Source organism: Acidiluteibacter ferrifornacis (genome assembly GCF_009909615.1).
Taxonomy (GTDB): Bacteria; Bacteroidota; Bacteroidia; order Flavobacteriales_E; family Vicingaceae; genus Acidiluteibacter; species Acidiluteibacter ferrifornacis.
The window spans coordinates 1,052-25,775 of record NZ_WWNE01000007.1; the positions used below are offsets into that span (position 1 = coordinate 1,052).

The 24,724-nt window shown below is 36.2% G+C and carries 21 protein-coding genes, 2 tRNA genes and 1 pseudogene; 5 read left to right on the plus strand and 19 right to left on the minus strand.

Annotated features, from left to right (window positions below; translation table 11 throughout):
- The 3 genes from GQN54_RS08700 to GQN54_RS08710 form a co-directional block, all read left to right on the plus strand.
- Positions 1-5,611 (plus strand): HYR domain-containing protein (locus tag GQN54_RS08700; RefSeq protein ID WP_160633159.1); only part of this gene is annotated, 5,611 nt, incomplete at its 5' end.
- Between the two features lie 30 nt (positions 5,612-5,641).
- Positions 5,642-6,607 carry a PorP/SprF family type IX secretion system membrane protein gene (locus GQN54_RS08705; RefSeq protein WP_160633160.1) on the plus strand — a complete coding sequence of 322 codons (966 nt, stop codon included), beginning with the start codon at positions 5,642-5,644 and terminating at the stop codon, positions 6,605-6,607.
- Between the two features lie 29 nt (positions 6,608-6,636).
- Positions 6,637-8,940: an OmpA family protein gene (locus GQN54_RS08710; RefSeq protein WP_160633161.1), complete on the plus strand. Its 2,304-nt coding sequence runs from the start codon at positions 6,637-6,639 to the stop codon at positions 8,938-8,940.
- Between the two features lie 323 nt (positions 8,941-9,263).
- Here GQN54_RS08710 and GQN54_RS08715 read toward each other — a convergent pair whose 3' ends face one another.
- From GQN54_RS08715 to GQN54_RS08780, 16 genes and pseudogenes are all read right to left on the minus strand, one after another.
- Positions 9,264-10,130, minus strand: a complete 867-nt coding sequence (locus tag GQN54_RS08715; RefSeq protein WP_160633162.1) for a DUF3037 domain-containing protein — start codon at positions 10,128-10,130, stop codon at positions 9,264-9,266.
- A gap of 382 nt (positions 10,131-10,512) precedes the next feature.
- Positions 10,513-10,947: a hypothetical protein gene (locus GQN54_RS08720; RefSeq protein ID WP_160633163.1), complete on the minus strand. Its 435-nt coding sequence runs from the start codon at positions 10,945-10,947 to the stop codon at positions 10,513-10,515.
- Entirely contained in the window at positions 10,937-11,401 is a 465-nt protein-coding gene (locus tag GQN54_RS08725; protein ID WP_160633164.1) for a helix-turn-helix domain-containing protein, read from the minus strand. Before GQN54_RS08725 ends, GQN54_RS08720 begins: the two co-directional genes overlap by 11 nt.
- 3 nt (positions 11,402-11,404) lie before the next feature.
- Complete coding sequence (locus tag GQN54_RS08730) at positions 11,405-11,941, minus strand: hypothetical protein (RefSeq protein ID WP_160633165.1); 537 nt, start codon at positions 11,939-11,941, stop codon at positions 11,405-11,407.
- Between the two features lie 61 nt (positions 11,942-12,002).
- Entirely contained in the window at positions 12,003-12,908 is a 906-nt protein-coding gene (locus tag GQN54_RS08735) for a DUF5655 domain-containing protein (RefSeq protein WP_160633166.1), read from the minus strand.
- Positions 12,909-12,942: 34 nt separating this feature from the next.
- On the minus strand, positions 12,943-13,554 hold the full coding sequence (locus tag GQN54_RS08740) for a hypothetical protein (protein ID WP_160633167.1): 612 nt from the start codon (positions 13,552-13,554) through the stop codon (positions 12,943-12,945).
- A gap of 11 nt (positions 13,555-13,565) precedes the next feature.
- Complete coding sequence (locus GQN54_RS08745; protein ID WP_160633168.1) at positions 13,566-14,051, minus strand: hypothetical protein; 486 nt, start codon at positions 14,049-14,051, stop codon at positions 13,566-13,568.
- Positions 14,052-14,060: 9 nt separating this feature from the next.
- Entirely contained in the window at positions 14,061-14,432 is a 372-nt protein-coding gene (locus GQN54_RS08750) for a hypothetical protein (RefSeq protein WP_207554864.1), read from the minus strand.
- Positions 14,429-15,487 carry an HNH endonuclease gene (locus tag GQN54_RS08755; RefSeq protein ID WP_160633169.1) on the minus strand — a complete coding sequence of 353 codons (1,059 nt, stop codon included), beginning with the start codon at positions 15,485-15,487 and terminating at the stop codon, positions 14,429-14,431. The genes GQN54_RS08750 and GQN54_RS08755 overlap by 4 nt, the downstream gene beginning before the upstream one ends.
- A gap of 11 nt (positions 15,488-15,498) precedes the next feature.
- Entirely contained in the window at positions 15,499-16,788 is a 1,290-nt protein-coding gene (locus GQN54_RS08760) for a restriction endonuclease subunit S (RefSeq protein ID WP_160633170.1), read from the minus strand.
- Positions 16,778-18,406, minus strand: a complete 1,629-nt coding sequence (locus GQN54_RS08765; protein ID WP_160633171.1) for an HsdM family class I SAM-dependent methyltransferase — start codon at positions 18,404-18,406, stop codon at positions 16,778-16,780. The genes GQN54_RS08760 and GQN54_RS08765 overlap by 11 nt, the downstream gene beginning before the upstream one ends.
- An 82-nt stretch (positions 18,407-18,488) precedes the next feature.
- A complete protein-coding gene (locus GQN54_RS15420) occupies positions 18,489-20,027 on the minus strand; it encodes a type I restriction enzyme subunit R domain-containing protein (protein WP_235933020.1) in 1,539 nt (512 codons plus the stop codon).
- Positions 20,028-20,045: 18 nt separating this feature from the next.
- A pseudogene (locus tag GQN54_RS15515) lies at positions 20,046-20,351 on the minus strand (type I restriction endonuclease subunit R); the annotation flags it as partial.
- Between the two features lie 2 nt (positions 20,352-20,353).
- Entirely contained in the window at positions 20,354-21,550 is a 1,197-nt protein-coding gene (locus tag GQN54_RS15425) for a type I restriction endonuclease (RefSeq protein ID WP_235933022.1), read from the minus strand.
- Between the two features lie 326 nt (positions 21,551-21,876).
- Positions 21,877-22,110, minus strand: coding sequence for a GIY-YIG nuclease family protein (locus GQN54_RS08775; protein ID WP_160633172.1), 234 nt, complete (start codon positions 22,108-22,110; stop codon positions 21,877-21,879).
- A 176-nt stretch (positions 22,111-22,286) separates the two neighbouring features.
- Positions 22,287-22,520 carry a GIY-YIG nuclease family protein gene (locus GQN54_RS08780; protein ID WP_160633173.1) on the minus strand — a complete coding sequence of 78 codons (234 nt, stop codon included), beginning with the start codon at positions 22,518-22,520 and terminating at the stop codon, positions 22,287-22,289.
- A 72-nt stretch (positions 22,521-22,592) separates the two neighbouring features.
- Between GQN54_RS08780 and GQN54_RS08785 the strand changes: the two genes are divergently transcribed.
- Positions 22,593-22,946 (plus strand): ISAon1 family transposase N-terminal region protein, encoded by a 354-nt coding sequence (locus GQN54_RS08785; RefSeq protein ID WP_160633174.1) that lies wholly within the window; start codon positions 22,593-22,595, stop codon positions 22,944-22,946.
- 28 nt (positions 22,947-22,974) lie between these two features.
- The gene (locus tag GQN54_RS08790) at positions 22,975-23,919 is read left to right on the plus strand and encodes an ISAon1 family transposase (protein ID WP_317163972.1); all 945 of its coding nucleotides are present in this window, start codon (positions 22,975-22,977) and stop codon (positions 23,917-23,919) included.
- A gap of 13 nt (positions 23,920-23,932) precedes the next feature.
- Here GQN54_RS08790 and GQN54_RS08795 read toward each other — a convergent pair whose 3' ends face one another.
- From GQN54_RS08795 to GQN54_RS08805, 3 genes are all read right to left on the minus strand, one after another.
- Positions 23,933-24,127: a GIY-YIG nuclease family protein gene (locus tag GQN54_RS08795; protein WP_160633175.1), complete on the minus strand. Its 195-nt coding sequence runs from the start codon at positions 24,125-24,127 to the stop codon at positions 23,933-23,935.
- A gap of 142 nt (positions 24,128-24,269) precedes the next feature.
- A tRNA-Pro gene (locus tag GQN54_RS08800) sits at positions 24,270-24,347 on the minus strand.
- A 159-nt stretch (positions 24,348-24,506) separates the two neighbouring features.
- Positions 24,507-24,593: transfer RNA gene (locus tag GQN54_RS08805), tRNA-Ser, on the minus strand.
- Positions 24,594-24,724: the final 131 nt, after the last annotated feature.

Below are 24,724 nucleotides of genomic sequence, written 5' to 3' on the forward strand. Positions count from 1 at the left end.
CATTGGGGCAAACACCGTTACACTTACCGTTACAGATGGCAGTAGCAACACCGCAACTGCAGTGAGTTCTGTCACAGTAGCAGACACTACTGCTCCTTCTGCAATCGCTCAAAACATTACTGTTTATCTTGATGGAAGTGGGAATGCGAGTATAACTGCATCAGACATTGACAATGGAAGTACAGACAATTGTTCTTCTGTATCCTTAAGTGCGAGTAAAACGGCTTTTACTTGTTCAGATATTGGTACTAACTCAGTTTCACTTACCGTTACGGATGGAAGCAGCAATACGGCAACTGCTGTAAGCACAGTAACAGTGGCTGATACGACTACTCCTATAGCATCTGCTCAAAACATCACTGTTTACCTTGATGGAAGTGGGAATGCGAGCATAACTGCATCAGATATTGACAATGGAAGTACAGACAACTGTTCTTCAGTCTCCTTAAGTGCGAGTAAAACAGCTTTCACTTGTTCAGATATTGGTACTAACTCAGTTACACTTACAGTAATTGATGCAGGCAGTAATACTGCGACTGCTGTAAGCACAGTAACGGTATTAGACACAATTACTCCAAGCTGGGCGAATACATCTATTACTAATCCATTAAGTTGTTTTGGCGACTCCAATGGACAACTTAGTGCTTCTGCCACTGGAAGAACTGCACCTCTCTCCTATTCTTGGAGCAATAGTGCAACTTCAGCTTCAATTTCAAGTTTAGGAGCAGGAACCTATACCGTTACCATTACAGATGGCAATGGGTGTACAGATAGTGCAAGTGTCATTTTAAATGAACCATCTCAATTGGTCTCTTCAATTTCAGTAGATTCCAATGCCTCTTGCAATGCGGTGGCTGACGGTGGTGCTTCAATAGTAGCATCAGGTGGAACAACCCCTTATAGCTATGTTTGGTCCAATGCGGCTACCACATTATCAATAACAGGAATATCCTCAGGAACCTATACTGCTACAATTACAGATGCAAATGGATGTTCTACTTCCAGTTTTGCAACAATTACTGAACCTTCCACTTTAACAGCTACCTCAGTCGTTGACAGTAACGTCTCTTGTAGTGGATTCGCTGATGGTGGAGCGACTGCCTCTGCAACAGGAGGAACTACTCCTTATACGTATGTTTGGTCTAATGCAGCTAATACCGCATCCATCACAGGTGTTTCAGCAGGCACTTATACCATTACTATTACTGACTTAAATGGATGTACTGCGACAAGTTCAGCAACTATTACGCAACCTTCAAGCATAACCACTTCAATCGTTGTTGACAGTATTCCGGACTGTGTCACCTCTACTAATGGCCAAGCTACTGCTACAGCTACAGGAGGAGTAGCACCATATACCTATTTATGGAGCAATTCTTCGACTAATAATACAATTTCTGGAGTTGCATCAGGAACTTATACTATTACTGTGACTGACATGAATGGGTGTACATTAAGTTCATCGACAACAATAACCATTTTAGATACAATTAAACCTAATGCAGTTGCAAAGAACCTAACCATTTATTTAGACGCATCGGGTTCAGCAAGTATAACTGCAGCTGACATTGACAATGGTAGTTCAGATAACTGTTCGGCTATTACTTTAGCCATAGATTCATCTACTTTCGATTGTTCTGAAGTAGGAAACAACACCATTAACTTTTACGTGACAGATGGCAACTCGAATATAGACTCAACTACTGCCATCGTCAATGTTTTAGACACTATAAAGCCAATAGCCATTGCTAAAAACATTACCGTTTATTTGGATGCACTTGGTTCTGCGAGTATAACTGCAGCCGACATTGACAATGGAAGCAGCGATAACTGTTCGGCTATTACTTTAGTAGTTGATTCCTCTAATTTCGATTGCACAGATGTTGGCCAAAAAACGGTTAACCTTATAGTTATCGATGCAAACGCTAACTCTTCTTCTGCTACTGCTACAGTAACCGTTTTAGATACGCTTAACCCTACTGTGGTTGCTCAGAACATTACCGTTTATTTAGATGCCAATGGAACAGCTAGCGTTACTACAGCAGATATTGACAATGGAAGTAGTGACAACTGTTCTGCAATCACTCTAAGCCTTGACTCTACTAACTTCGATTGCTCGGAAGTAGGAACTAATCCTGTGAAACTATACGTGACAGATGCTAACGCCAATGTGGATTCAGCAGTTGCAACCGTAACCGTTTTAGATACTATCCACCCTACCGCTATTGCTCAAAACATAACGGTATACTTGGATGGAAGTGGTAGTGCCAGCATTACTGCAGCTGATATAGACAATGGAAGTGCTGATAATTGTTCTTCTATTTCTCTGGCCATCGATTCATCGAACTTCGACTGTACGAAAATTGGAGCCAACCCTGTTCTGTTAACTGTAACAGATGCTAGTGCAAATGTTTCTTCTGCTTCGGCCACAGTGACTGTTTTAGATACCCTAAACCCAACCATTATCACTCAAAATATCACTGTTTATTTAGATGTCAACGGAACCGCTTCCATTTCTACCTCTGATATTGATAATGGTAGCTCAGACAACTGTTCAACGATCACTCTAAGCCTTGACTCTACTAACTTCGATTGTTCTGAAGTAGGTGCTAATACCGTAAAACTGTATGCAGTGGATGCAAATGCAAATATTGACTCTGCTAATGCCACCGTAACAGTTCTTGATACCATCAATCCTACAGTAGTTGCACAAAACTTAACCGTTTATTTAGATGCTTCGGGTAACGCAACCATTACTGCAGCAGATATTGACAATGGAAGTAGTGACAACTGTTCTGCAATCACTCTAAGCCTTGACTCTACTAACTTCGATTGCTCGGAAGTCGGAACTAATCCTGTGAAACTATACGTGACAGATGCCAATGCCAATGTGGATTCAGCAGTTGCAACCGTAACCGTTTTAGATACTATCCACCCTACCGCTATTGCTCAAAACATAACGGTATACTTGGATGGAAGTGGAAGTGCCAGCATTACTGCAGCTGATATAGACAATGGAAGTGCTGATAATTGTTCTTCTATTTCTCTGGCCATCGATTCATCGAACTTCGATTGCTCTAATGTAGGTGCAAATCCAGTAAAACTAACGGTAACAGATGCTAGTTCTAATATAGCTTCCACTTCTGTAGTAGTAACTGTCTTGGATACTTTAAATCCTACAATAATCACTCAGAATATCACAGTATACCTAGATGTAAATGGAACTGCTAGTATTACGCCTGCGGACATCGACAACGGAAGTGCAGACAACTGTGCTGCAATTACATTGACAATCGATTCTGCAAACTTCGATTGTTCTGAAGTAGGTGCTAATACCGTAAAACTGTATGCAGTGGATGCAAATGCAAATATTGACTCTGCTACTGCTACAGTAACCGTTTTAGATACGCTTAACCCTACTGTGGTTGCTCAGAACATCACCGTTTATTTAGATGCCAATGGAACAGCTAGCATTACTGCAGCAGATATTGACAATGGAAGTAGTGACAACTGTTCTACAATCACTCTAAGCCTTGACTCTACTAACTTCGATTGCTCGGAAGTAGGAGCTAATCCTGTGAAACTATACGTGACAGATGCCAATTCCAATGTGGATTCAGCAATTGCAACCGTAACCGTTTTAGATACACTCAATCCAATAGTAATTGCTCAAAACATTACTGTTTATTTGGATGCGTCAGGTAGCGCAACCATTTCCACTACTGACATTGACAATGGTAGTTCCGACAATTGCTCAGCCATCACATTAACGTTGGATTCTACCCAATTTGATTGTGCAGAAACAGGAGCAAATACCATTAAACTATATGCTGTTGATGCATATTCAAACATAGATTCTGCAACCAGTATGGTCACTGTTTTAGATACACTAATACCAACCATAAGTGGATGTCCTGCAAATATTGCAGTAAATACCGATGCGAATAGCTGTGATGCAATGGTCTTCTGGACTGCGCCTACTGCTTCAGACAACTGTATGGTAGATTCATTGGTGAGCAATTTTACCCCAGGTAGCACCTTCCCTATCGGAGTAACCACTGTTACTTACATTTCGTATGATCCTTCCATGAATACCGATACTTGTCAGTTTACCATTACTGTAACTGATAACGAGGATCCTGTAATCGCTAACATCCCAGCTGCTATTTCGGTAAATAATGATGCTGCAAATTGTTCTGCCATCGTAAATTGGACTATACCCACAGCAACTGACAATTGTACCTTAGATTCTTTAGTCGGAAACTATACTCCAGGTGACGTATTCCCTGTTGGTACAACTACCGTAACCTATATTGCTTATGATCCTGAAATGAATACAGACACCATCAACTTTGACATTACAGTATCTGATAATGAAGCGCCAGTTATTTCCTGCCAAGCAGACACTAGCACTTGTGACCCGATAGTGAATTATACTACTCCAACTGCTTCGGACAACTGTCCTTCAGTAACCGTTACACAAATAAGTGGCTTGGCGAGTGGTACTGCATTCCCATTCGGGGTAACTACCAACACCTTCGTTGCAGAAGATGATGCAGGAAATAAAGACACTTGCTCATTTACAGTGACTGTCTTTGAAATCCCTAGTGTTGCAAACGCAGGAGTTGACATCAATATTTGTGAACCCACTTATGCTTTATCGGCAGATACCATTACGATTGGAAATGGAAGTTGGACTTCACCTGATGCAACTATTAACTTTGCAGATAACACTGCCCCATCGACCACTGTATCAAACCTGAAAAGAGGAGATAACCTTTTGATTTGGACGGTAACCAATGGTGTTTGTAATCCGCAAATTGACACCGTTATTGTTACTTTCGATAACGAACCAACTACAGCCGATGCCGGAGAAGACATTACGCTTTGTGAGGTCAATATTACCCCTCTTGATGCCAACACTCCGCTCATTGGAAATGGAGTATGGAGTGTACTTTCAGGAAATGGACAGTTTGCAAACATCAACGACCCAACAACTGAAGTGGAAATACCTGACAATAGTTTCAACTCTTTTATTTGGACGATTTCTAATGGAACCTGTGCTTCTAGCAGTGATACTATCCATGTGAAAGCGGCTTCTAATCCAACTGCGAATGCAGGAGATACCATTTCTATTTATAAAGATGATGGTGTTCAATTGAATGTTGAATCTGATTCTACTGAGCTGACTTATGTTTGGACCCCTTCTTTTAGTATTGAAGGAAGCAATACGATTCAATCACCTTTTGCTCGTCCGGCAGAAACCACAGCGTATACTGTAGTGGTAACCTCTGCAGATGGTTGTTTTGGAACCGATCGAGTAGTTGTAATTGTTTCTGATTTGTTGAAAATTCCTACTGCATTTACTCCTGATGGAGATGGAGTTAACGATACATGGGACATTAAAAACACTGAAGAGTTCGCAGCAGTGGAAGTAATAGTATACAATGGAAATGGAAATGAGGTATTCTCTTCTACCAATTATGAATCTTGGGATGGAAAGTATGAAGGCAAAGACCTCGAAGTCGGCTCCTACTATTTTGTGGTAAAAACCACAGACAAAGCCGGTAAAAATTCTGTAAAAACAGGAATTGTATCCATTTTAAGGTAATAATAAGACTCGATTTAAATCAAAATAAAGATGAAAAATACAATCGCAATTTTCGCCATAGGTTTATTCAGTTTAGTGTCCGTAAAAGCACAAATAACAGAGCAATACACCATGTGGAACTTGAATCACTTCCTTGTCAATCCTGCTGCTGCAGGAAACAGTGATTATTTAGATGTTTCACTAGGTTTTAGAAGACAATGGGCTGGCGTTAGTGACGCTCCAACTACTTTTTACGGAACTGGGCATACCGTTTTAAACGGCCCGAAGGGAGCAGAAAGGTCAGCACTTAGAATTAGTAACTCTTCTACTTCCAAAGCTAGACCTAGACTCAAACATGCGATGGGTGCTAAAATTGGCACCATTGAAAATGGAGCTTTCCGCAAAAGCGAAGGGATGCTGACTTATGCCCTACATTTACCAGTTCTAAATGATATGTATTTAGCATTTGGAGTATCAGCGGGATTAACCAACCTAGGTTTCACAGAGTCCAAAGCAGAAGTGTTAATCGCGGAAGACAGAACCTATGAGGCCTATGCTTCCGGACAAAATCAAAACATGTTCAACGTCAATGCGGGAGCCTACTTCTACTCTGACCAATTCTATGTAGGATATTCAGCGAGTGACCTCATGCAAAACAAGTTGGATTTAATTGAAACTACCGCAAACCTCAATGAGCGGTCTCAGTTAAAAATAAGACACCAGATTATGGGAGGTTATCATTTTGATTTGAACAATGATTTTCGACTTTCTCCCGCTGTTTTGGTTAAGCAGTCCGGGGTTGGCCCAATCAGCTACGACATTAATACTGTCCTAACCTACAAGCAGAGCCTTTCGATAGGCGCAGCTTATAGAAGTGAAGATGCCATCTCTGCTTTACTAGGATTTCAATTGAATCACTTATTAAAGGCTGGGTATGCTTATGACTTTACCCTTTCCGATATTCGTGATCAATCAAGTGGTAGCCACGAAATCTTTGTTGGAATCACCTTATTTTAATCCTATCCTCAACGCAATTATCATTCATTATGATTAGATATTTATTCCTTCTCAGTGCACTGTTTTTCTTAAGTGATTTAAATGCACAGTTCATTCTTCCGCAATTTGAAACACCAATAAAGCTAGAACCACTCAATAGCGCTGCTGAAGAAAGTCTACCTATTCCCTATCAAAATGGAGATAAAATGTATTTTGTTAGAACAGCAGTTTTAGGTAGTCTGAAGGAAAAAAGTAAAGGACAGGAAGTGTGGCAAGCTAAACGCGAAGATGGAGTTTGGCAAAGTCCCACTAACCAATTTGACGCTGTGAACGACAATGGAAATAATGCCATAATCGGAACTTCTAAAGATGGCAATCGCGTCTACGTATTCAACTCGGTTCAGACGAGAAGAAAGTTAGCCAAAGGAATTGCGATGACTGAAAAAAATGAAAATGGTGAGTGGAGCGAATTGGTAAAAATTGAAATCCCCGGGTTTGAAATCGGAGATGGACTCTATTCTTTTTACATTAACCCAGATGAAAACGTCATCCTCATTAGTATGCCAGTTGATACTGACACTTCCGATTATGAAGATTTATTCATCAGCACCAAAGGAGGCGATGGGAATTGGTTACCCATTGTTAGTCTAGGTTCAACTATCAACACTCCAAAAAGCGAATTGAGCCCTTATTTAGCAGATGATAATAAAACCCTTTATTTCTCTAGTACTGGTCATGGTGGACTAGGAGATGCTGATATATTCGTCACTTATCGATTGGATGATAGTTGGGTTAATTGGAGCAATCCGTTGAATATGGGTGCACCAATCAACTCTCCACTTTTTGATGCCTACTTCATCATCGGGAACAATGAAGAGGTTTATTTTACGAGTAACAGGGGGCAAATTTTTAGTGATATCTACTACACTAAACTCACCAAAGAAGTTCGATTTATTGGCGATGGTGAAGTCATCAATGGAAAATTCATTTACAAAGGCCTACCGGTAGAAGGGCTAACCTTAAATGTGTATGACGAAAACAATCAATTAATAGATCAAGTTGTTACTGATGAAAATGGTTTATTTTCTTATGTCAAGCTAAATCCGGAAGAAAGCTACATCATCCGACTTTCAGAAGAAGATGCTCAAAAATATGATGGAGCAAAAATTTACTTACTTGATGAAAGCGAAAACCTTAAAAAGCGACTGCATTACCTCAGTACAGAGAAAAGCTTCCTAGAAGAAGAACCTCTCGTTCAAAAAGACGAAATGATTGTTGGAGTATTTGAATACAACAACCTTCCGAGAGCCAATACAGGCTTAGTTCTTTTCAATGAAAAGGGAGAACCCTTGGATACAATTTACACCAATGAAAAGGGCCAATTCACCTACAATAAAATCAAATTTGATCAAGCTTATTCAATGCGCCCTATCGATATGACTGATGAAGAGATCGCAAGCTCATCCATTTATATAGATGGAAAAAAGAGACAAAAGATGAGCACCTTAAGTGCGGATAAAAATTCACTCTTATTGAAAGATGTTAGCGATGACACTGAAATTTTGAAAGGGGTATTTCAATATAAACAATTGCCACTCGCTAACGCTGGGTTAGTAATCTGGGATGAAAATGGATTTCCAGTTGATACTATTTATACGGATGATAAAGGAAACTTTACCTATGAAAAAATCAAAACAGATATTATATATTCTCTCCGACCGTTGGACATGACTCCTGAGGAAATGGATGATGCAGTGATTTATCTGCTCGACGATGAAGATAAAATTGTTGGAGTCTCGGACAAGGACAATGAAAATCCTTTCTTAATGGTTCCATATACCGAAGGAGATGAGGTAATTTATACTCCTGCAAAAGGAATCGAAAAAATGACGGAAAACCAACCAATTCCCGCCTCCAAAATAGCTCCAGAAAAAACAAACACACTAGCTCCAGCAACTGAAAAGTCAGTTGCTAAAAAAGTAGAACCGAAAGCAGAAAAGATCCTTCCTCCTATTAATCAGGAGAACAAAGGAAATTACACCTTGGATTACCCTTTCAATCAATTCTACTTAGGTAAGGATGACAAACAAATCCTATTAAAGGTAATTGCTCTTATGAAGAAAGACCCTTCGCTTAAAGTGAGATTAATTGGACACACCGACAATGTGGGCCGCGATGAAGTCAACCAAGAGGTTTCTGAACAACGTGCTGAAGTGGCTAAAAAATTCATGACCGATAGAAACATTAGCTCTGACCGAATTACCACAGAAGGTATGGCAGACAGACAGCCAGTGGCTACTAATGAGACTAAAATAGGTAGAGCAGAAAACAGAAGAGTAGAGATTAAGTTTTAAAATATCCCCTACTCTATATAACCATAAAGCAGCCCGATTTATTCGGGCTGCTTTTTTTAGGGTTGACCTATACTCCATACCTACTGCCTCACAGAAACCCAAAAACTCGACAATGATAACCGTACATTCTAACTTAACTCAACGTTCAATTTGACTTAAAAAAGGAATAATCGGATACAAAAGTGATTTTGGTTGTTTGGGCCTAGGGTTTAAATTAATTGATTAATCAATGGTTTCACGGAGGGCTCAAATCTGATGTATTGATTGAGGGGGAGGAGTAAAATCAATTTCAATTTAAAAAGAAAAGTTAGTCAAGATAAAAATTAATAACCTTCTAAAAACATCTGAGCATTCTGAGATTCTATTTTCTCAGCTATACTTTCAGATTCATCCGAGCTAATTAAGTTAAAAATTGACTCTGCATCTTTTAATTGTTTGTAGATTCTAAATTCTTCAGAAGTCTTTGAAGTAGGTTCATCAGAAATTAAAAAGAACTGGTTGTTATTATGATTTACAGCCTTTATCGTTTTTAGATGTGCAATTACACTTATGTAAGTATTAAGCTCTTTGTGTAAAGTAGCTGTGGTTTTAGTAAGTGGCAATGTTTTCGCACCTATAAAGGCTCCATTCTTTCCTATACAATCTATTTTGAAGGCACTCAAGAGCGTAGGGGCAAATCTCGAATCTAACTCAATATTAGTATGTACCTTGTTTGCTACTCGAGTAATTAACTTTGAATTTACCCTTTTGTAAAATTGTACTTCTTTCTCTGAGTTTTTTTCTTTTTGGATGGGTTCTATTTGATCTACCAATAAATGAAAAAGCTGATTAAATTTTGCAGCGTCAATACTATCATAGATTGCTTTAGAAGCAGTAAAACCTAATATACCATTACTATACTTCGACAAGTATTCAAAGTAGTTTTCAGATATAGGATTATTGATATCAAAAAAACTATGCTCTTGTTTTTGGCTTTGGTTATTTACTTTTTGAAGATTAGCAGCTATTTCTTTCACTAATAATTCTATTTGTTTAGAATCAGTTTTCATTAATGATTTTGCAATCCTCTTCTTTAAATCAGAAAATTGAAAATGAAATAACATGCCATCAAAAACGATTAATCCAATGATAATAGAATCTTGAGTATAAGAATTAGGCGATATTTTTACAAGGCTATAGAAAGAATTCATTTTTTTATGTCCTTAATAATGGAATAAAAAAGTTGGAAAACTAGTTTATTTCTGTTTTCGTTGAATAAAAAATGGCCTAAGGCTTCTTCATTGGTCTTGTCTATCTGAATTTCAGGAGGAAAAAATTGAGAAATTTCCGGAGATTTACTTTTGCATTGTGCTACGCAAAGATAACTTTTTCAGTAGTGATTACTAACGAATCAATTACAATTCCATCTTAATAGAACTATTAAGCTTAGCAACTGGCATTTTAAAAACATTCACCATTTTGGGAGCTATTTCTATTAAAAAAACAAGTATTTTAGGCCAATCTTGCCAATCCCTACTCTAATCCAATATGCATATGATTATAAGCGATAAATAAGGGTTTACTAAAATTTAATTAGTCCAAATCAAATACCTGATCTGTCTTTAGTTTTTCGCTAACGTTAATGGTTGGTAAAGGGTAGTGGTTGTATTCTGTTTTTTCTGTTTTAGCATGCAATATTCCACGTGTAGTGCCCACACTTATAATCGCTAAATGCTGCAGAAACCCTTTTGAAACTTTAAACTTTTTACCAGGCTTTATAAAACTAGCCCAAGCTTCTTGTTCAATTTGAAATTCGCACTTCACCTCTATTACCATAGCAACTTGACCATTTTGCAAATAATTAATATTTACAAAACAACCAATCATGTTGGTGTTAGCGTCTATTCCGAAATTGATGTCAATGTTCAAACTTAGTTCTGGAACATTCTCTAACTCTTTAATTAGAATTGCAAACTGCTCAGTATTAATATTGGCTAAATAAAAGCCAACTTTTTTATTAGTAGGCATATTTTTTATTTTTGTCCCAAACTCCTTGCTGATTCAATTGAATAACTTTTGGTTCGTTGTGAGTAATATGGGTGTAGTTCCCTACCGTATGAACCGCTCGAATGGCCTGATGAAAGCTAAATTTGATTTCTACTTTAATTTCTTGCGTCTCTTTTACGCCTACCTGAATTAGTTCAATACCAAGTGCTGCCTCAATTTTTGAAATGGTTTCAAAAGTGAAATTCTCTTTTCCTTTTACCCATTTATTTACTTGCTGAGGAGATACTTGCATCAATGCGGCTAACCCTTTTTGGGTCATCTTTTTTGACTTCAGGGTTTGTAGTATTTTTAGCGCAACAGCCTGAGCGTTTTTTAACCATCCCCGGTTTTCTGCTCTCCAAGTTATAGCGTCTAGCGACCGCTTGTCTTGATCGCTTACTAAAGCTAAAAATTTTTCTTTATTGGTCGGTTTCATATCTTAATACTCGTTATCTTCTAGTAAGAACTCATAGAACGAATCGGAATCAAATACGTCGTGTTCCTTTAAAAAACTGCGACATCTTTCTAATTTATTCAGCTCGTCTTGAGTGTGCGTTCGGTCTTTTATTAAATGAGTAAACTTTATCGTTCCTCCTGTAATAACAAAACACTCCGTATCTATTTTTAAGGCATATAATCGAAAATAGGTTTTTCTTCCCTTCTTCCTAGAAAGTTCACCTTCTTGATATTCTTGATTGTAGAGTGGTTTAAAAAACTCTCCGAGGGTTTCTTTTCCTTTACTGCTTTGGTATAGTATATCGTTGATTTCATCTGCACTTTGAATTAGTTTTTGAGGTAATTCATTGATATTTTCATTGTCAGGTACATCTGATTTATGTAATTCTACAAATTCTATGAGGTAGCTCGGATCTGTCCATTTTCCATCTTCTCCTAGAAGTTTTGCGAATTCGTTTTCTACCTCTTCATCGAAATGAAAGGCAAACAAATTCTCAGCAAATATAGACACTATCTTCATAAAATCAACCTACAGGTTTATTTTTAACTAAAACTTAACAAGATTAAGGACTGTGATGCCTTTACAATGCTTGTTTCACTAAACTCATAATATATTCCAAATTCTTCGTGTCAGAAACTTGAATTTGATAATCTCCATTGCCCCAATGCCCAACATTGGAAACGTCTCTAGCTATTTCTTTTGGGTCATCTAAAGATCCTTTCTTTAAGTTAATCCACATTTTTAATCCTTTGTTTTGAATATGAATATCACAAAATATTTTACCTTCCAATTCAAAACCAACTTCTTGCTTTTTAACCCGAATCTCTGCTTTATTAGACAACTCTAAAATCGCATCCTTAAATTCCTCGTAGAGCTCAATGGTTGATTCAGACTTCCCTGCTAAATGGTCTTCCTCTGTGTAGACCTTTATCTCATCTTGAACTGCTTTAAATTCTTGGTTCTTTTGGGTGAGTGGTTTGATACTTTCAGCCGACTTTGCTTTCTTAATGGAATTGATAGAAACCGTATTGTTTTCATATTGCTTTATTTCCCACAATTCGATTCCGAGGTCTTTAAAGTTGGTAGCCAAGCGTTGATTTTCGGTAAAACTTTGGGAAACAAAAACAACTCTACTTTGCGACCAATCTACATCGTTGCGTTTCAAAGTTTCCTTTTGAGTTTCGTTGTATTCTATGATGAAGTCAGCTTTATTTTCTAGCATTAAACCCAAATAGCTCAAACCTTGGTCTACCACAGAAATGTTCTTACCTCGTTTGTATTCAATAATGATAAAGGCTTTACTTTCTTTATCATAACCCAAGGTATCAATGCGTTTGTTTTTAATGGTAAACTCCGATTTTACCATTTGCAAACCCATAATGTTTTCCAAATTGGACTCAAACAGGTTTTGAATTTCCTTTTCTAATTTAAAAGGCTTTTCTTTAATGCTAGAAAGCGAGGATTTTACATTTTGGTAGATTGGCATAGGTTGTATTTAAGATTATCAAGTAGAACTTTAATTAGCAATAGTGGCTTGATTTTCTTTTAGGCTTATCATTACCTCTTTCACTCTTTCCCCAAACACAAAAAAAGTGTTCAAGCATATATGGTTTTAGTTTTCTCAATTCAGAAGAAAGAATGTAAAGGTCATCAACTTCAATACTTCGCCTACTAGGTGGCTTCATATTTTTATAAAGTTTTCTTATGCCGTCTTTAACTCCACTCTGTACATATACTTTTCTTGGATAATACTTTTCTCCTTTGCTAAAGGCAATGCGTAAAGTAGTATCATAAGTCCATAATGGGCCTAACTTTTTAATGCCCTGTTTGGCTTTTATTGTAGTATCATATAACTCTTTAAAATTTGAACATTGCTGAAACTCTTTTTCCCATTTAGATAAGGCAAGCGCACCTTCTTCACACTTTTTCAAGCCTACTCTCCGTTGATGGCTATTCATGAGTTGCTTGCCACCTTTTTCAGGATTTAAGCCTCTTGCTCCCTGATCAATTGCTTGTGAAAGGCTTAACTTCTTGTAATAATCCTTCATCCATTTTAAGTGTGGATAATGTTTTATTTTGTATAACTCTATTGCTTCTATTAGAGGTAGGGTTTCGATAGATGAATCAATCATAAATTCAGCAGTTAAATATTATTGTTTTTATCGGTTAGTAATGTCAGGTAATACTGGAACAAAGAAAACAGAGCGTCGGCACTTAAATCGTTTAACACGTTTTTGTCTGTAATAGCTTGTTCAGAATGCCGATACCGATGGTTGCCCGTTTTAATCAGTTGATAACCTTCATGGTTGGCTACCGCATTTACCCACTCCATCGGCTTTCCTTTGGTGCGGCTTGAGCAAATAATAATGTCACATTCTACTTTTACGAATTCTTTCAGGCTCTTTTCTAAATTACTTCCCGGGTCTCCGGTAGACTCTATGCCGATTTTTATGGTTCCGATGATAATGATGGTTTTAATATCATCTTTCTTTTCGGTGTTTGTGGTTCCTACCGATTTTTCAGTTACTGCCTCAGGGTATGCTTGTCTTATTCGCGATACTAAGAGCTTTACAACAGAAGATTTTCCTTGCTTTCCAGGACCATTCAACGAAATGATTACTTTTTCCATAGGTAGTAGTTATTTGTGTTTATTATAAAATTTATCATTAGACCATTTCTCAATGGTTTCTGTCATTTGTTGATATTCAAAAATTCCTTCATCTCTTAACTTCTTCCAATTTCCAAAACCTAACTCTTCTCCAAGCTTAAAAAAACCATCACCTTCATATCCATCTCCTTTTCTTACAACCAATGAGCTTAACATTGGCCTTTTATTTTCACATTCATATGCAGATATTTCACCTAAAATATTTCCTATTATTTTTCTATCATATGGCTGAGACATATCTAAGCCTAACTTACAATCATCACACAAAACTTGATAGGTAACTTTCTGATCGGTTCGCTTTCTAGCTAATTCAATTAAGTAACTTCTAACGGTTGTGTTCATCCTATTTTATTATTAATTGGAATTATATCTGACATTCTTTCTATCAATCCTTTTGATACTAAATCTGCTCCAATTTTTTCCCACAAATTATTGAATCTAGCATTATGTACAATTGAATTCTTTTCAGAGTAATATTTTCTAAACTCTCTTAGGTTGAAATTATTGAAACCTAAATCTATTTCATTTTTAGATAATTCTAACTGTTTTTTATTTTGTAAGTCGTAACAATAATTCTTAAATTCATTTATATCACCATTATAATTATCATTTAGAATAACTATGGTTCTAGTAAAATTGAAATATTCAATCATGCAATAGATAAGGTGTTTTTTTCCATCAACTCTTAAATGAATTAAATGCGAAATTTCATTTCCTTTAGGTACATAAACATCATGTTCAGGATGATATTCGAATACTCTAGGATTTTTACCATCCGTAACGATTTCTTTCTCTAAATTTCTGATACTACCTTCAATGTTATGAATTGGATATCCACAATATAAATAGAACTCAATGGCTACTTTTAGAAAATGTAATAAATAGTCTTTGTTAATTTGAAAAGTTAAGTATTCACCTTCAGAATATTTATTTGAAAATTGTCTAAGAAACTTGCTTTCTATTACAGGTCGTTCTTCTTTATATTTTCCTGAATTAATTAATTCTTTTCTTTTTTTATCAAATTCTTCATCATTTTTAAAAGATAAAGTTATTATTCCATTATCTTTAACAAGATCAATGGTATGCATTGGCTTATAGCTCCCAGCTTTAATTGGTCTCAATCTCCCCTCTAGGTCAACTAAATCAATAGATTTGATTTTAGTTCTAGTATTTATACCCATTATATCTTTAATCAACTTTAACTGATCAGAGACTTCTAGGTCATATTTTTTTCCAAACTCTTTATTTGATTTATCACAAAGTAACCGTTTGGATTTAAGCTTTCCTCCTAATGATTGAAGCAGAATATGTTCTTCAGAGCCTTTTCCATCTTCAAAAGAATGTTCACATTCCTCTGATTGATTTCTTAAAGGGCAGACAAAACATTTGTTTTTCATAATCTATCCTTTTATTTATACTCCCCTTCCCCCTCAGCAGCAACGCCCAACTCTACTTCCTCCATCTTTTCATAAGCCCCTTTTACCAAAACCTGCCCATTCATCAACATCGGCAACAACCAATCTCGAAGAGAGGAAAGCTGTTGGTTTTCTAGACCAATTTTATTTTGTTTCTCAAACATTGGATGAACGATTGAATTAAATTTCTTTAGCACATTGTCATGTGGTTTGATTACTGATAATGAGAACAAATCACCTTTTGTAATTGAACCAAAAGTTGTTCCGTCACTGTTTCTCCTATCAAATACCTGTTTTAAATATCGTAATACACCATCTAAAGATGAAATTGAACCAATTTTACTGTTTAAGGCGGCTAAACCTCGACCAATGCAACAATCTTCATTTGCAATGTTCATTGTTCCAACAGGAGCTCGCACACTTAACAAGATATCTCCCTCTAGAGCATGTCTAGAAGGTTGAGTAGTAAATTTTCTATTTGTTGGAAATCGAGAACCAAAGTCTGTGCAGCCTTGATAAAATACTTTTCCTATTCCCTCTTCATTGTAAGAATCTCCAGGAGGAGATTGACCCATCGTAATATTTGCAATGTCTTGTAATTCGACTACCTCCCAACCCTCAGGAATATCTCTTTTCAGCTCATCATTAAAAACCATTTTTCCGCCAGAAGATTTATAAGGTTTGCCATTTTTATCTGGATAATTGAATTGCACAAACCAATAATCATAAATCAATTTGGCCATGCCTTCCAACTCCGCATTAATTTTGTTGTTCAACTCTATTTTAGCATCTAAATCTGAAAGTACTTTGGCGATTTTTGACCATTCAGACTTATCAGGATATGGAACTTCAAAATCTTGAATAGACTTCAATGATAGATTCTTAATTGTTGAACCTGTTGCAACATTATAAAAATATTGTTGAACATCTTTCAGTTGAAAATAATAAAAGTAAAAACGATTAATCGGAGATTTAAAGTTTAAGTAAGCAGCACTTTTACCTAACATAACTTTTTCATTGTTGTAAAAAGCCATACTTCCAATTGAACCATTTATTCCCAATAATAAAGTATTTTGGTTAAGTTCAATATAATTCCTTTCAAAATCTTCGGTGGTTACAGTTTTCGTATTCTCATTTAATTCAATTTTTCCATGCTTTAAATTATTTCCATTAATAAAAAATATATTTGAATCTTCCTCATAGGTTGGTGTTCCATGTAAACCATCTCCAATTCTTGAACAGAGAGCTTTTAACGGTGTTTTTTGCCAAGATTTAATCCCCATAACTCAACCCCTCCAAATTCTTTTCAATCTCTTTTTCCAACTTTTTCCCTTCAGCAAACAATTCGCTCAGATTGCTTTTAAAGACGTTTAGCTTTTCTTCAAATTCTTCTGGCGTTATGTCAACGTATTCTATTTTTACTTCAAAATATTGGCCTGCACTTAGACTGTAGTTTTTGGCTTTTATATCTTCGTAGCTCACCACCACAGAAAAATCGTCTTCTGCGGTTTTGCTATTAAACACCTCTATAATTCGGTCTTCTTCAGCCTCAGAAAGTACCGTTTTTTGGTTCTTGCCTTCTTTTACTTTGGTTCCTAAATTAGAGGCATCTATCAATACCACATCGCATTTATTGCTTTTGTCTAAAAACAAAATGGAAACATTGGTGCCTGTAGTCGCAAAAATATTAGAGGGCATGCTTACCACACCTGCCAACATTTTACTTTCCACCATTTTCTCCCTTATCTTCTTGTCTATTCCGCTTTGGGCGGTTATAAAACCGGTGGGTACTACTATGGCGGCCTTTCCTTTTTCACTTAATGAGTACATGATGTGCTGCAAAAACAACAAATAAATGGCCATGCTCTCTTTCTTACTCTTAGGCACATTGGGTATGCCTGCAAAAAAACGTTCTTGGTTGGCTTTGCTATCTAACTCATCTCTATAATCAGAAAAATCCAACTTAAAAGGTGGGTTAGAAACAATGTAATCAAATTTTTGAAGCTTACCGTCTTCCGATCTGTGGTATGGGTCTTTTATGGTATTGCCTTTTACCACATTGGGTAAAGAATGCACCAAGTCGTTCAATATTAAATTCAACCGCAGTAAAGAAGAAGATTTTTGAGAAATATCTTGGGTGTAAATGGTGCTTTTGTTTTCGCCAATTTGATGGGCCAAATTCATCAACAAAGTTCCCGAGCCAGCACTTGGATCGTAACAAGTTACATTGCTTACCTCATTATTTACTAAACAACGCGCCATAATTTTAGAAACAGCATGCGGTGTAAAGTATTCGGCATATTTACCGCCACTATCCGAATTGTAATCCTTAATCAGGTATTCAAAAATAGCTGCAAAAAAGTCAAATTTTTCTTCAAATATTCCTTCAAAACTAAAGGTTATTAACTTATTAATAAGCGCCTTGCAAAAGGCATCTCTTTCGTCAGTTACGTATTTACTCACTTCTTCAAACAACACAATCTTTGTTTTTCCAGAAGTCAATACAGAGAATATTTCGCTGTTTTCTTTGGCAATGTCCAACAAGGTATTGTCGAACAATTTAGCAAAATTGGCTTCGTTTTGCAGGTCAAATAAGTTTTGTATAAAATGGTTCTTTCCTATTTTGGCCGTCTTTTCGCCCAATTCCATTTCTAACACTTCGTATTCATCATCACTGAATTTATTCAGTTCCAATTCCCAATCTTTCCCTGCCTTTTCTAATCGAGGGTCGAGTTTTTTTATTTGGTAAACAAACTTGTCGTTCAATAATTTGTATAGAAAAACCTGTGTAATAACCTTAAACTCGTTTCCATCATTCCCTAATCCATATTGAGCACAAACGCTTTTTAGGTCGTCAATTAAATCTTTAATCTGCTGCTCAAATTCCTTTGTTTTACTCATTTGTTATTTATGTGTGTTCTATTTTTAAAATGTAATTGTTCAATTGTCACACTGAGCGATAGTCGAAGTGGACAATTGAGAGTTAAGCAATATTCCCTCTATATTCATTTAAATATTCATTCACCAATAATTGGTTTACTCTTTTGTAATCAGCAGCTGCTAATGGCAACTTATTTTTAAACTGCTTTACTACGATGCGTTGCAGCATTTTTTCAACATAATTTTCATTGTCCATTTGTCGGTTGTTTTGATCAATTTCTTGGTCAACTTCTGCTTTTAATTCCATTAAAACTTCAGCCAATTTTCGGTCTTTATCTGTTATCGGATCTTTCTCCATCAATCGTTTATGCAAGCGAGCGTATTTTTTATCGTCTTCATATTTCTGAGCCAACAATTGGTTTTGTCTTTCCAACTCTACCGCTTTGTTGTAGATCACTTCTAGTTCTTGAATGTTGGAGTTCATTTCTTCTTTGCTTACTTCGTTTAAGTTCTTTTTCTTAAACAAGCGCTCCAATTCTTCTCGTAACGAGATAAACTCAGGGTCTCTAGGGTCAAAATTGCCACCCAAACTTTCTCGGGTTTTCTGCAATATATTTTTTAACTGATCAGCCAAAACCAATTCTTCTTCTTTCACTTTCGTGAAGGAGAAAATAATGTCTTCCAAGGCAATGTTGAGTAAATTGGTATTGTCCAAATCATTCTCCAATGCTTTTTTGGTATTGATTAAAGCCAATCGGTTGTTCGCTTCTCTAGAGAGTATCGCGAGTTTTCTAAAATCGAGTTCATTTAAAAAGTCATAATTGCCCGACAAACGAATCAGGTTGTACAAGCTTTTGGCATCACCTAACACCTTGGCAATCTTTAGCATTTCGCCATGGTCATTGATTTGTCTAATCTGCTGAGAAAACACTTCTGCATCTTGGGTATTAAATTGAAATAAAGTGTCTTTTATCATTTCAATTTCTTGGGCAATCTCTTCAGGTTTTTTAAACAAATCAGAATAGTGCTGCATTTCATCACCTAATTCACCTTGCAGCTCTTTAAAGTAATCTCGGTTTGTTTTATCAAACTCTTTTTCAATGTCAGCAAAATCTACAATGTAACCGTATTTGTGGTCTTTATAGGTTCTATTTACGCGGGTTAAGGCTTGAAGTAAATTGTGTGCCTTAATCACTCTAGTGAGGTAAAGTTTTTTTAATCGTTTGGCATCAAAACCAGTTAGCAGCATGTTGTAGACAAAAAGGATATCAATTTTTCCTTCTTTAAATTCCTCAACTAAATCCTTTCTAAAATCCTTATCACCAACATCATGAAGTATCACTTCAGAACGAGTTACCATCCTATTGGCTTTCTCTTGCTCTCCATAGCTTAATTTAGGTTCAGCAGCCATGTTGTGCTGCGGCTCTGAATGGCCATAATTGGTTTCAAATATTTCTTGAAGCGCTTTTGCTTGCTTCGAAGAATCACAGATAACCATTCCACCAACAGAAGCATCGCCAACCGTCATTCTAAATTGTTCTAAATCTTTTACAATATACTCCAACAGCGCTTCCACAAACTTTGGGTGTGCATAGGCATCTTCCTTTTTAAAAGAACCTCTCATGGTTTTAAACTGCTCCAAGAGTTCTTTCAGTTTTAGTTTGTAATTGGTTTCTATTTCTTCTCGAATTAGGCGCAGTGTATACCCATCTTTAATAGAGGCATTGTAATAATACTTGTGAATGTAATCGCCAAAAATCGATTTTGAATTGTAATCACTACCAAGTAGCGGAGTTCCTGTTAATCCAATTCGAATGGCGTATGGATCAGACTCATTTAAATTCGATAAAAAGCTACCCGTTGGGTTATAACTTCGATGAACTTCATCTAAAAAGTAAATCCGTTGAATGTTTACTTGGTAATCGGTGTTACGAACAACATCAGGGTCATCTTTAAATTTATGAATGTTTACAACGTAATTTCTGACTTCCCAGTATCGTTATGTATGACACTAGTCGATTTTATTTCTTTGGTAAAATCCTCTTTAGAATTAACATTGTGAACCACCAAACCACGGCTTCTGAACTCAAGGCTTGCTTGGGTTAATAAATCTAATCGGTCTACAATAAAGTAAAACTTAGGCACAATGCCTTTGTTGCGAAAATAGTTCGTGAGGTATTTTACATTATAAAACGCCAATGCTGTTTTACCACTGCCTTGAGTGTGCCATATAATGCCATTTTTTATTCCTTCATCTAGTTTTTGTTCAATAGCTTTGGTTGCAAACAGTTGCGGATATCGCATGATGTGCTTTTGCAAATCCTCAGATTCTATTGGTTTTACATAGGTTATGGCATATTCCAATAGAAAAGCCAAACGGTCTTTTTTAAATAGAGAGGTACAAATTCGATTGGTTGGTGTGTTTGATTTTTTATTTGTTTGATATTCAGCAGAACTTTTAATCCCCAACAAGTTATTGTCTTTTAAAACCCAATTTTCATCTGCATCACTTAATCCAGAAAAAATAGAATGATTAAAAGTATGTTCCTCTCTGAAGTAATTAAAATGAGGTTTTCCATAAGATGGCGTAGCGTAGAAGGCCCCTTGTAATGGTTGAATTGCGCCATTATCATACTCCATATTATTGGAGAATACCATCAGTTGCGTTATGTTCACAAAGTTTCTAAACTTCTTGTTTTGAAAACGAGAGATAATCCGTTTCCGTTCTGCTTGTACTCCATCTAAATTGTTAGGCTTTTTTACTTCTATGAATGCTAAAGGCATTCCATTTATAAGCAGAACAATATCAGGTCTAAAATTGTCATCATCCTTTTGGTAAGGCAATTCCGTTACGACATGAAAATCGTTGTTTTCAAAGTTCTCAAAATCAATCAAACGGTTACCTGATCGTTCTACTAACTTTTCATAAAAGGCTTTTCCTAAATCTTCATTCTCTAAACTTAGTGCTACTTCATCATAAAAACGTTTAATATCGTTGGCATCAAATTCAGGGTTTATTCGAGCAATGCTTTCGTTAAAAATAGAGGTAAAGATATTGGTGCTTTTGTCCCACGTAGTATTTTTCAACGAAAGGTATTTGTACCCCAATTGAATTAGATGAAGTATCGTAGGGATTTTTACTCTCGTGTCTTCGTTGAATTCCATTAATAATCTAGTTTAGTTCTTTTCAGTAGTTGAGTGCTAAGATAGTGAATTCTATCTATTTGTTATTGATTTCACCTCTAGCAAAAAAAGGTTAATTACAATAAGGAATAACACTCTATTTCCCACGAAATAATTCACATTACGCGAAGTACTCGATTTAACCACACAGAGTGCTTTCATTTAGTACCGAAATACACTATTTCCCTTTCACATTTTGTACAATTTAAGTGCGTTCACAAATTGCTTAACAAAAAACCTTCAATCTCTCGATAAAAGGTTTTTCTTAGTCGGGGTGGTCAAGCTCAAAGCTAGACGAGATGACCGGACTACCGCTTCATCCACCTTTCAATTCCTATATGTTTGATTTTTGATTCTAATTTTCTCGCCTCACTTCGATTTTCAATTTCTAATAATTGGACTAACTCCCAAGGACTTCCTGATTGGGTTGATTTTGAACGACCTGAATTATGCCTTTTTAAACGATCATCAATATCTTGTGTTTCCCCAAAATAATACCTACCCGTGGTTTGACTTTTTAAAATATATACGAAATGAGCCATCTAATTGAAATTGAAGGAACAATTTAGTAAAATCATCAACTAAGTTCCTAACAAATAAACTCAAACTTTGGACAAAAGAAAAGCCTTGTACAAATTGTACAAGGCTTTCCTTGGTCGGGGTGGTCAAGCTCAAAGCTAGACGACCTTCCAGTCCATGACTGGACGCGATGACCGGACTACCGCTTCATCCACCTTTTAATTCCTATACGTTTGATTTTTGATTCTAATTTTCTCGCCTCACTTCGATTTTCTATTTCTAATAATTGAACTAACTCCCAAGGACTTCCTGATTTGGTTGATTTTGAACGACCTGAATTATGCCGTTGTATACGATCTTCAACATCTTGCGTTTCACCACAATAATACCTACCCGTAGTTTGACTTTTTAAAATATATACGAAATGAGCCATCTAATTGAAATTGGGTCATGACCAAATGTTGTGTGTGAATTAAATTAATATTCCGATTTTCGTTTAAAAAAATTGGAACTTTCAAAAGATACTTTAAGTTTAATACTTCCTGAATTACTCATTTCTCATTTTGATTTAATTTCTTCTCGAACTGAGGGAGAAGTAGTTCATTTGAATTTTGAAGAAAAGAAGGCTGTTCCCGAAGAAGAAAAAGAGCGGATTTTAATTGGTCATGGATTTCATAAAGTCATTACAATTCAAGACTTTCCTTTGCGAGGAAAGACGGTATTATTGCACATTAAGCGGCGTAGGTCGTTAGATAAATCAACAAATCAAATTGTTCAGAGAGATTGGAATTTAGTAGCAAAAGGCAGTAGAATGACGAATGATTTCGCCGCTTTTTTAAAAGAAATTAATCAATACTAAAGATTTAGACTGTAATTCTTTAGGCGATATTTATGGTGTCAACGGAAAGAAATTACAGCGCCAGTATCGGGATTATTTAAGTGACTTTAAAAAATGGGATCAATTAACTCATGCCAGAGATTGGTTAATTTTTCCGCAGAATATTGGCAAACGACTATCAATAGACGAAGTAGCACTTTCACAAGGAGAACTTTATACCATTATTACAAATAAAAAAGCAAAAGGTAGAGCCGGCTCTATTGTAGCTATAGTTAAAGGAACAACTTCTTCAGAGGTGATCCAAAGGGTTAATAAAATAGCCACATCTAAGCGAAGAAAAGTAGAGGAAATTACCTTGGATATGGCAGGTTCTATGAAACAAATTGTAAAGGTCTGTTTTCCTTTAGCTAAACAAGTTACAGATAGATTTCATGTTCAAAAATTAGCATCAGAAGCGGTACAAGAGGTAAGAATAAAATACAGGTGGAAATCAATTGATAAAGAGAATAGAGCTATTGCAGAGGCTAAAACATTAGGCAAAACCTACAAAGAAGAAATGTTATCCAATTCTGACACTGTTAGACAGCTCTTAGCACGAAGTAGGTATTTACTTTTCAAAAGCCCTGATAAATGGACAGTAAAACAGAAAGAAAGGTCAAAAATATTATTTGATTTATATCCAAAAATCAAAACTGCTTATCAACTAAGTAACCAACTTAGAATAATTTATAACTCTTCAATAGAAAAAGGGGTGGCAATGACAAAATTGGCACAATGGTACAATGAGGTCGAAAACTCAAATTTTAAAAGTTTTAAGTCAATAATGAACACCATATCATTGAACTACAAAACCATTCTAAATTATTTTGATGATAGAAGCACAAATGCAGCAGCAGAATCTTTCAATGCAAAGATTAAAGCATTTAGATCTAGGTTTAGAGGAGTGAAAAACGTAGAATTTTTTCTTTTTAGACTGACTAATATTTATGCTTAAACACAACATTTAGTCATGATCCTAATTTTCTCGCCTCACTTCGATTTTCAATTTCTAATAATTGGACTAACTCCCAAGGACTTCCTGATTTGGTTGATTTTGAACGACCTGAATTATGCCTTTCTAAACGATCTTCAATATCTTGTGTTTCCCCACAATAATACCTACCCGTGGTTTGACTTTTTAAAATATATACGAAATGAGCCATCTAATTGAAATTGAAGGAACAATTTAGTAAAATCATCAACTAAGATCCTAACAAATAAACTCAAACTTTGGACAAAAGAAATGCTTCAATTCCAATTCTTGGAAACAAAAAAGCCTTCTATCTTTCAATAGAAGGCTTTTCTTGGTCGGGGTGGCAGGATTCGAACCTGCGACCTCCTGCTCCCAAAGCAGGCGCGATGACCGGACTACGCTACACCCCGATTTAATTTTAAAACAGTTTTCTCTGTTATTTTTTTTTCAAGCTTAGACCGAACCTACAATCTTCCAGTCTAAAACTGGACGCGATGACCGGACTACGCTACACCCCGATTTAATTTTAAAACAGTTTTCTCTGTTTCTTCAGTCTTTTCAATTCCTTGCGGAGGGAGGGGGATTCGAACCCCCGGATCCCTTACGAGATCGGCAGTTTAGCAAACTGCTGGTTTCAGCCACTCACCCATCCCTCCTAGCTTTCCGTCTCTTTTCTACTTCACTAAACACAACCGAAATTGTGTCCATCCCTCAAACGGGAGAGCAAAAGTAATAATCTATTTTAAATCTAAAAGCATAAATGAATATTTTTTTACTTTTTTTATTT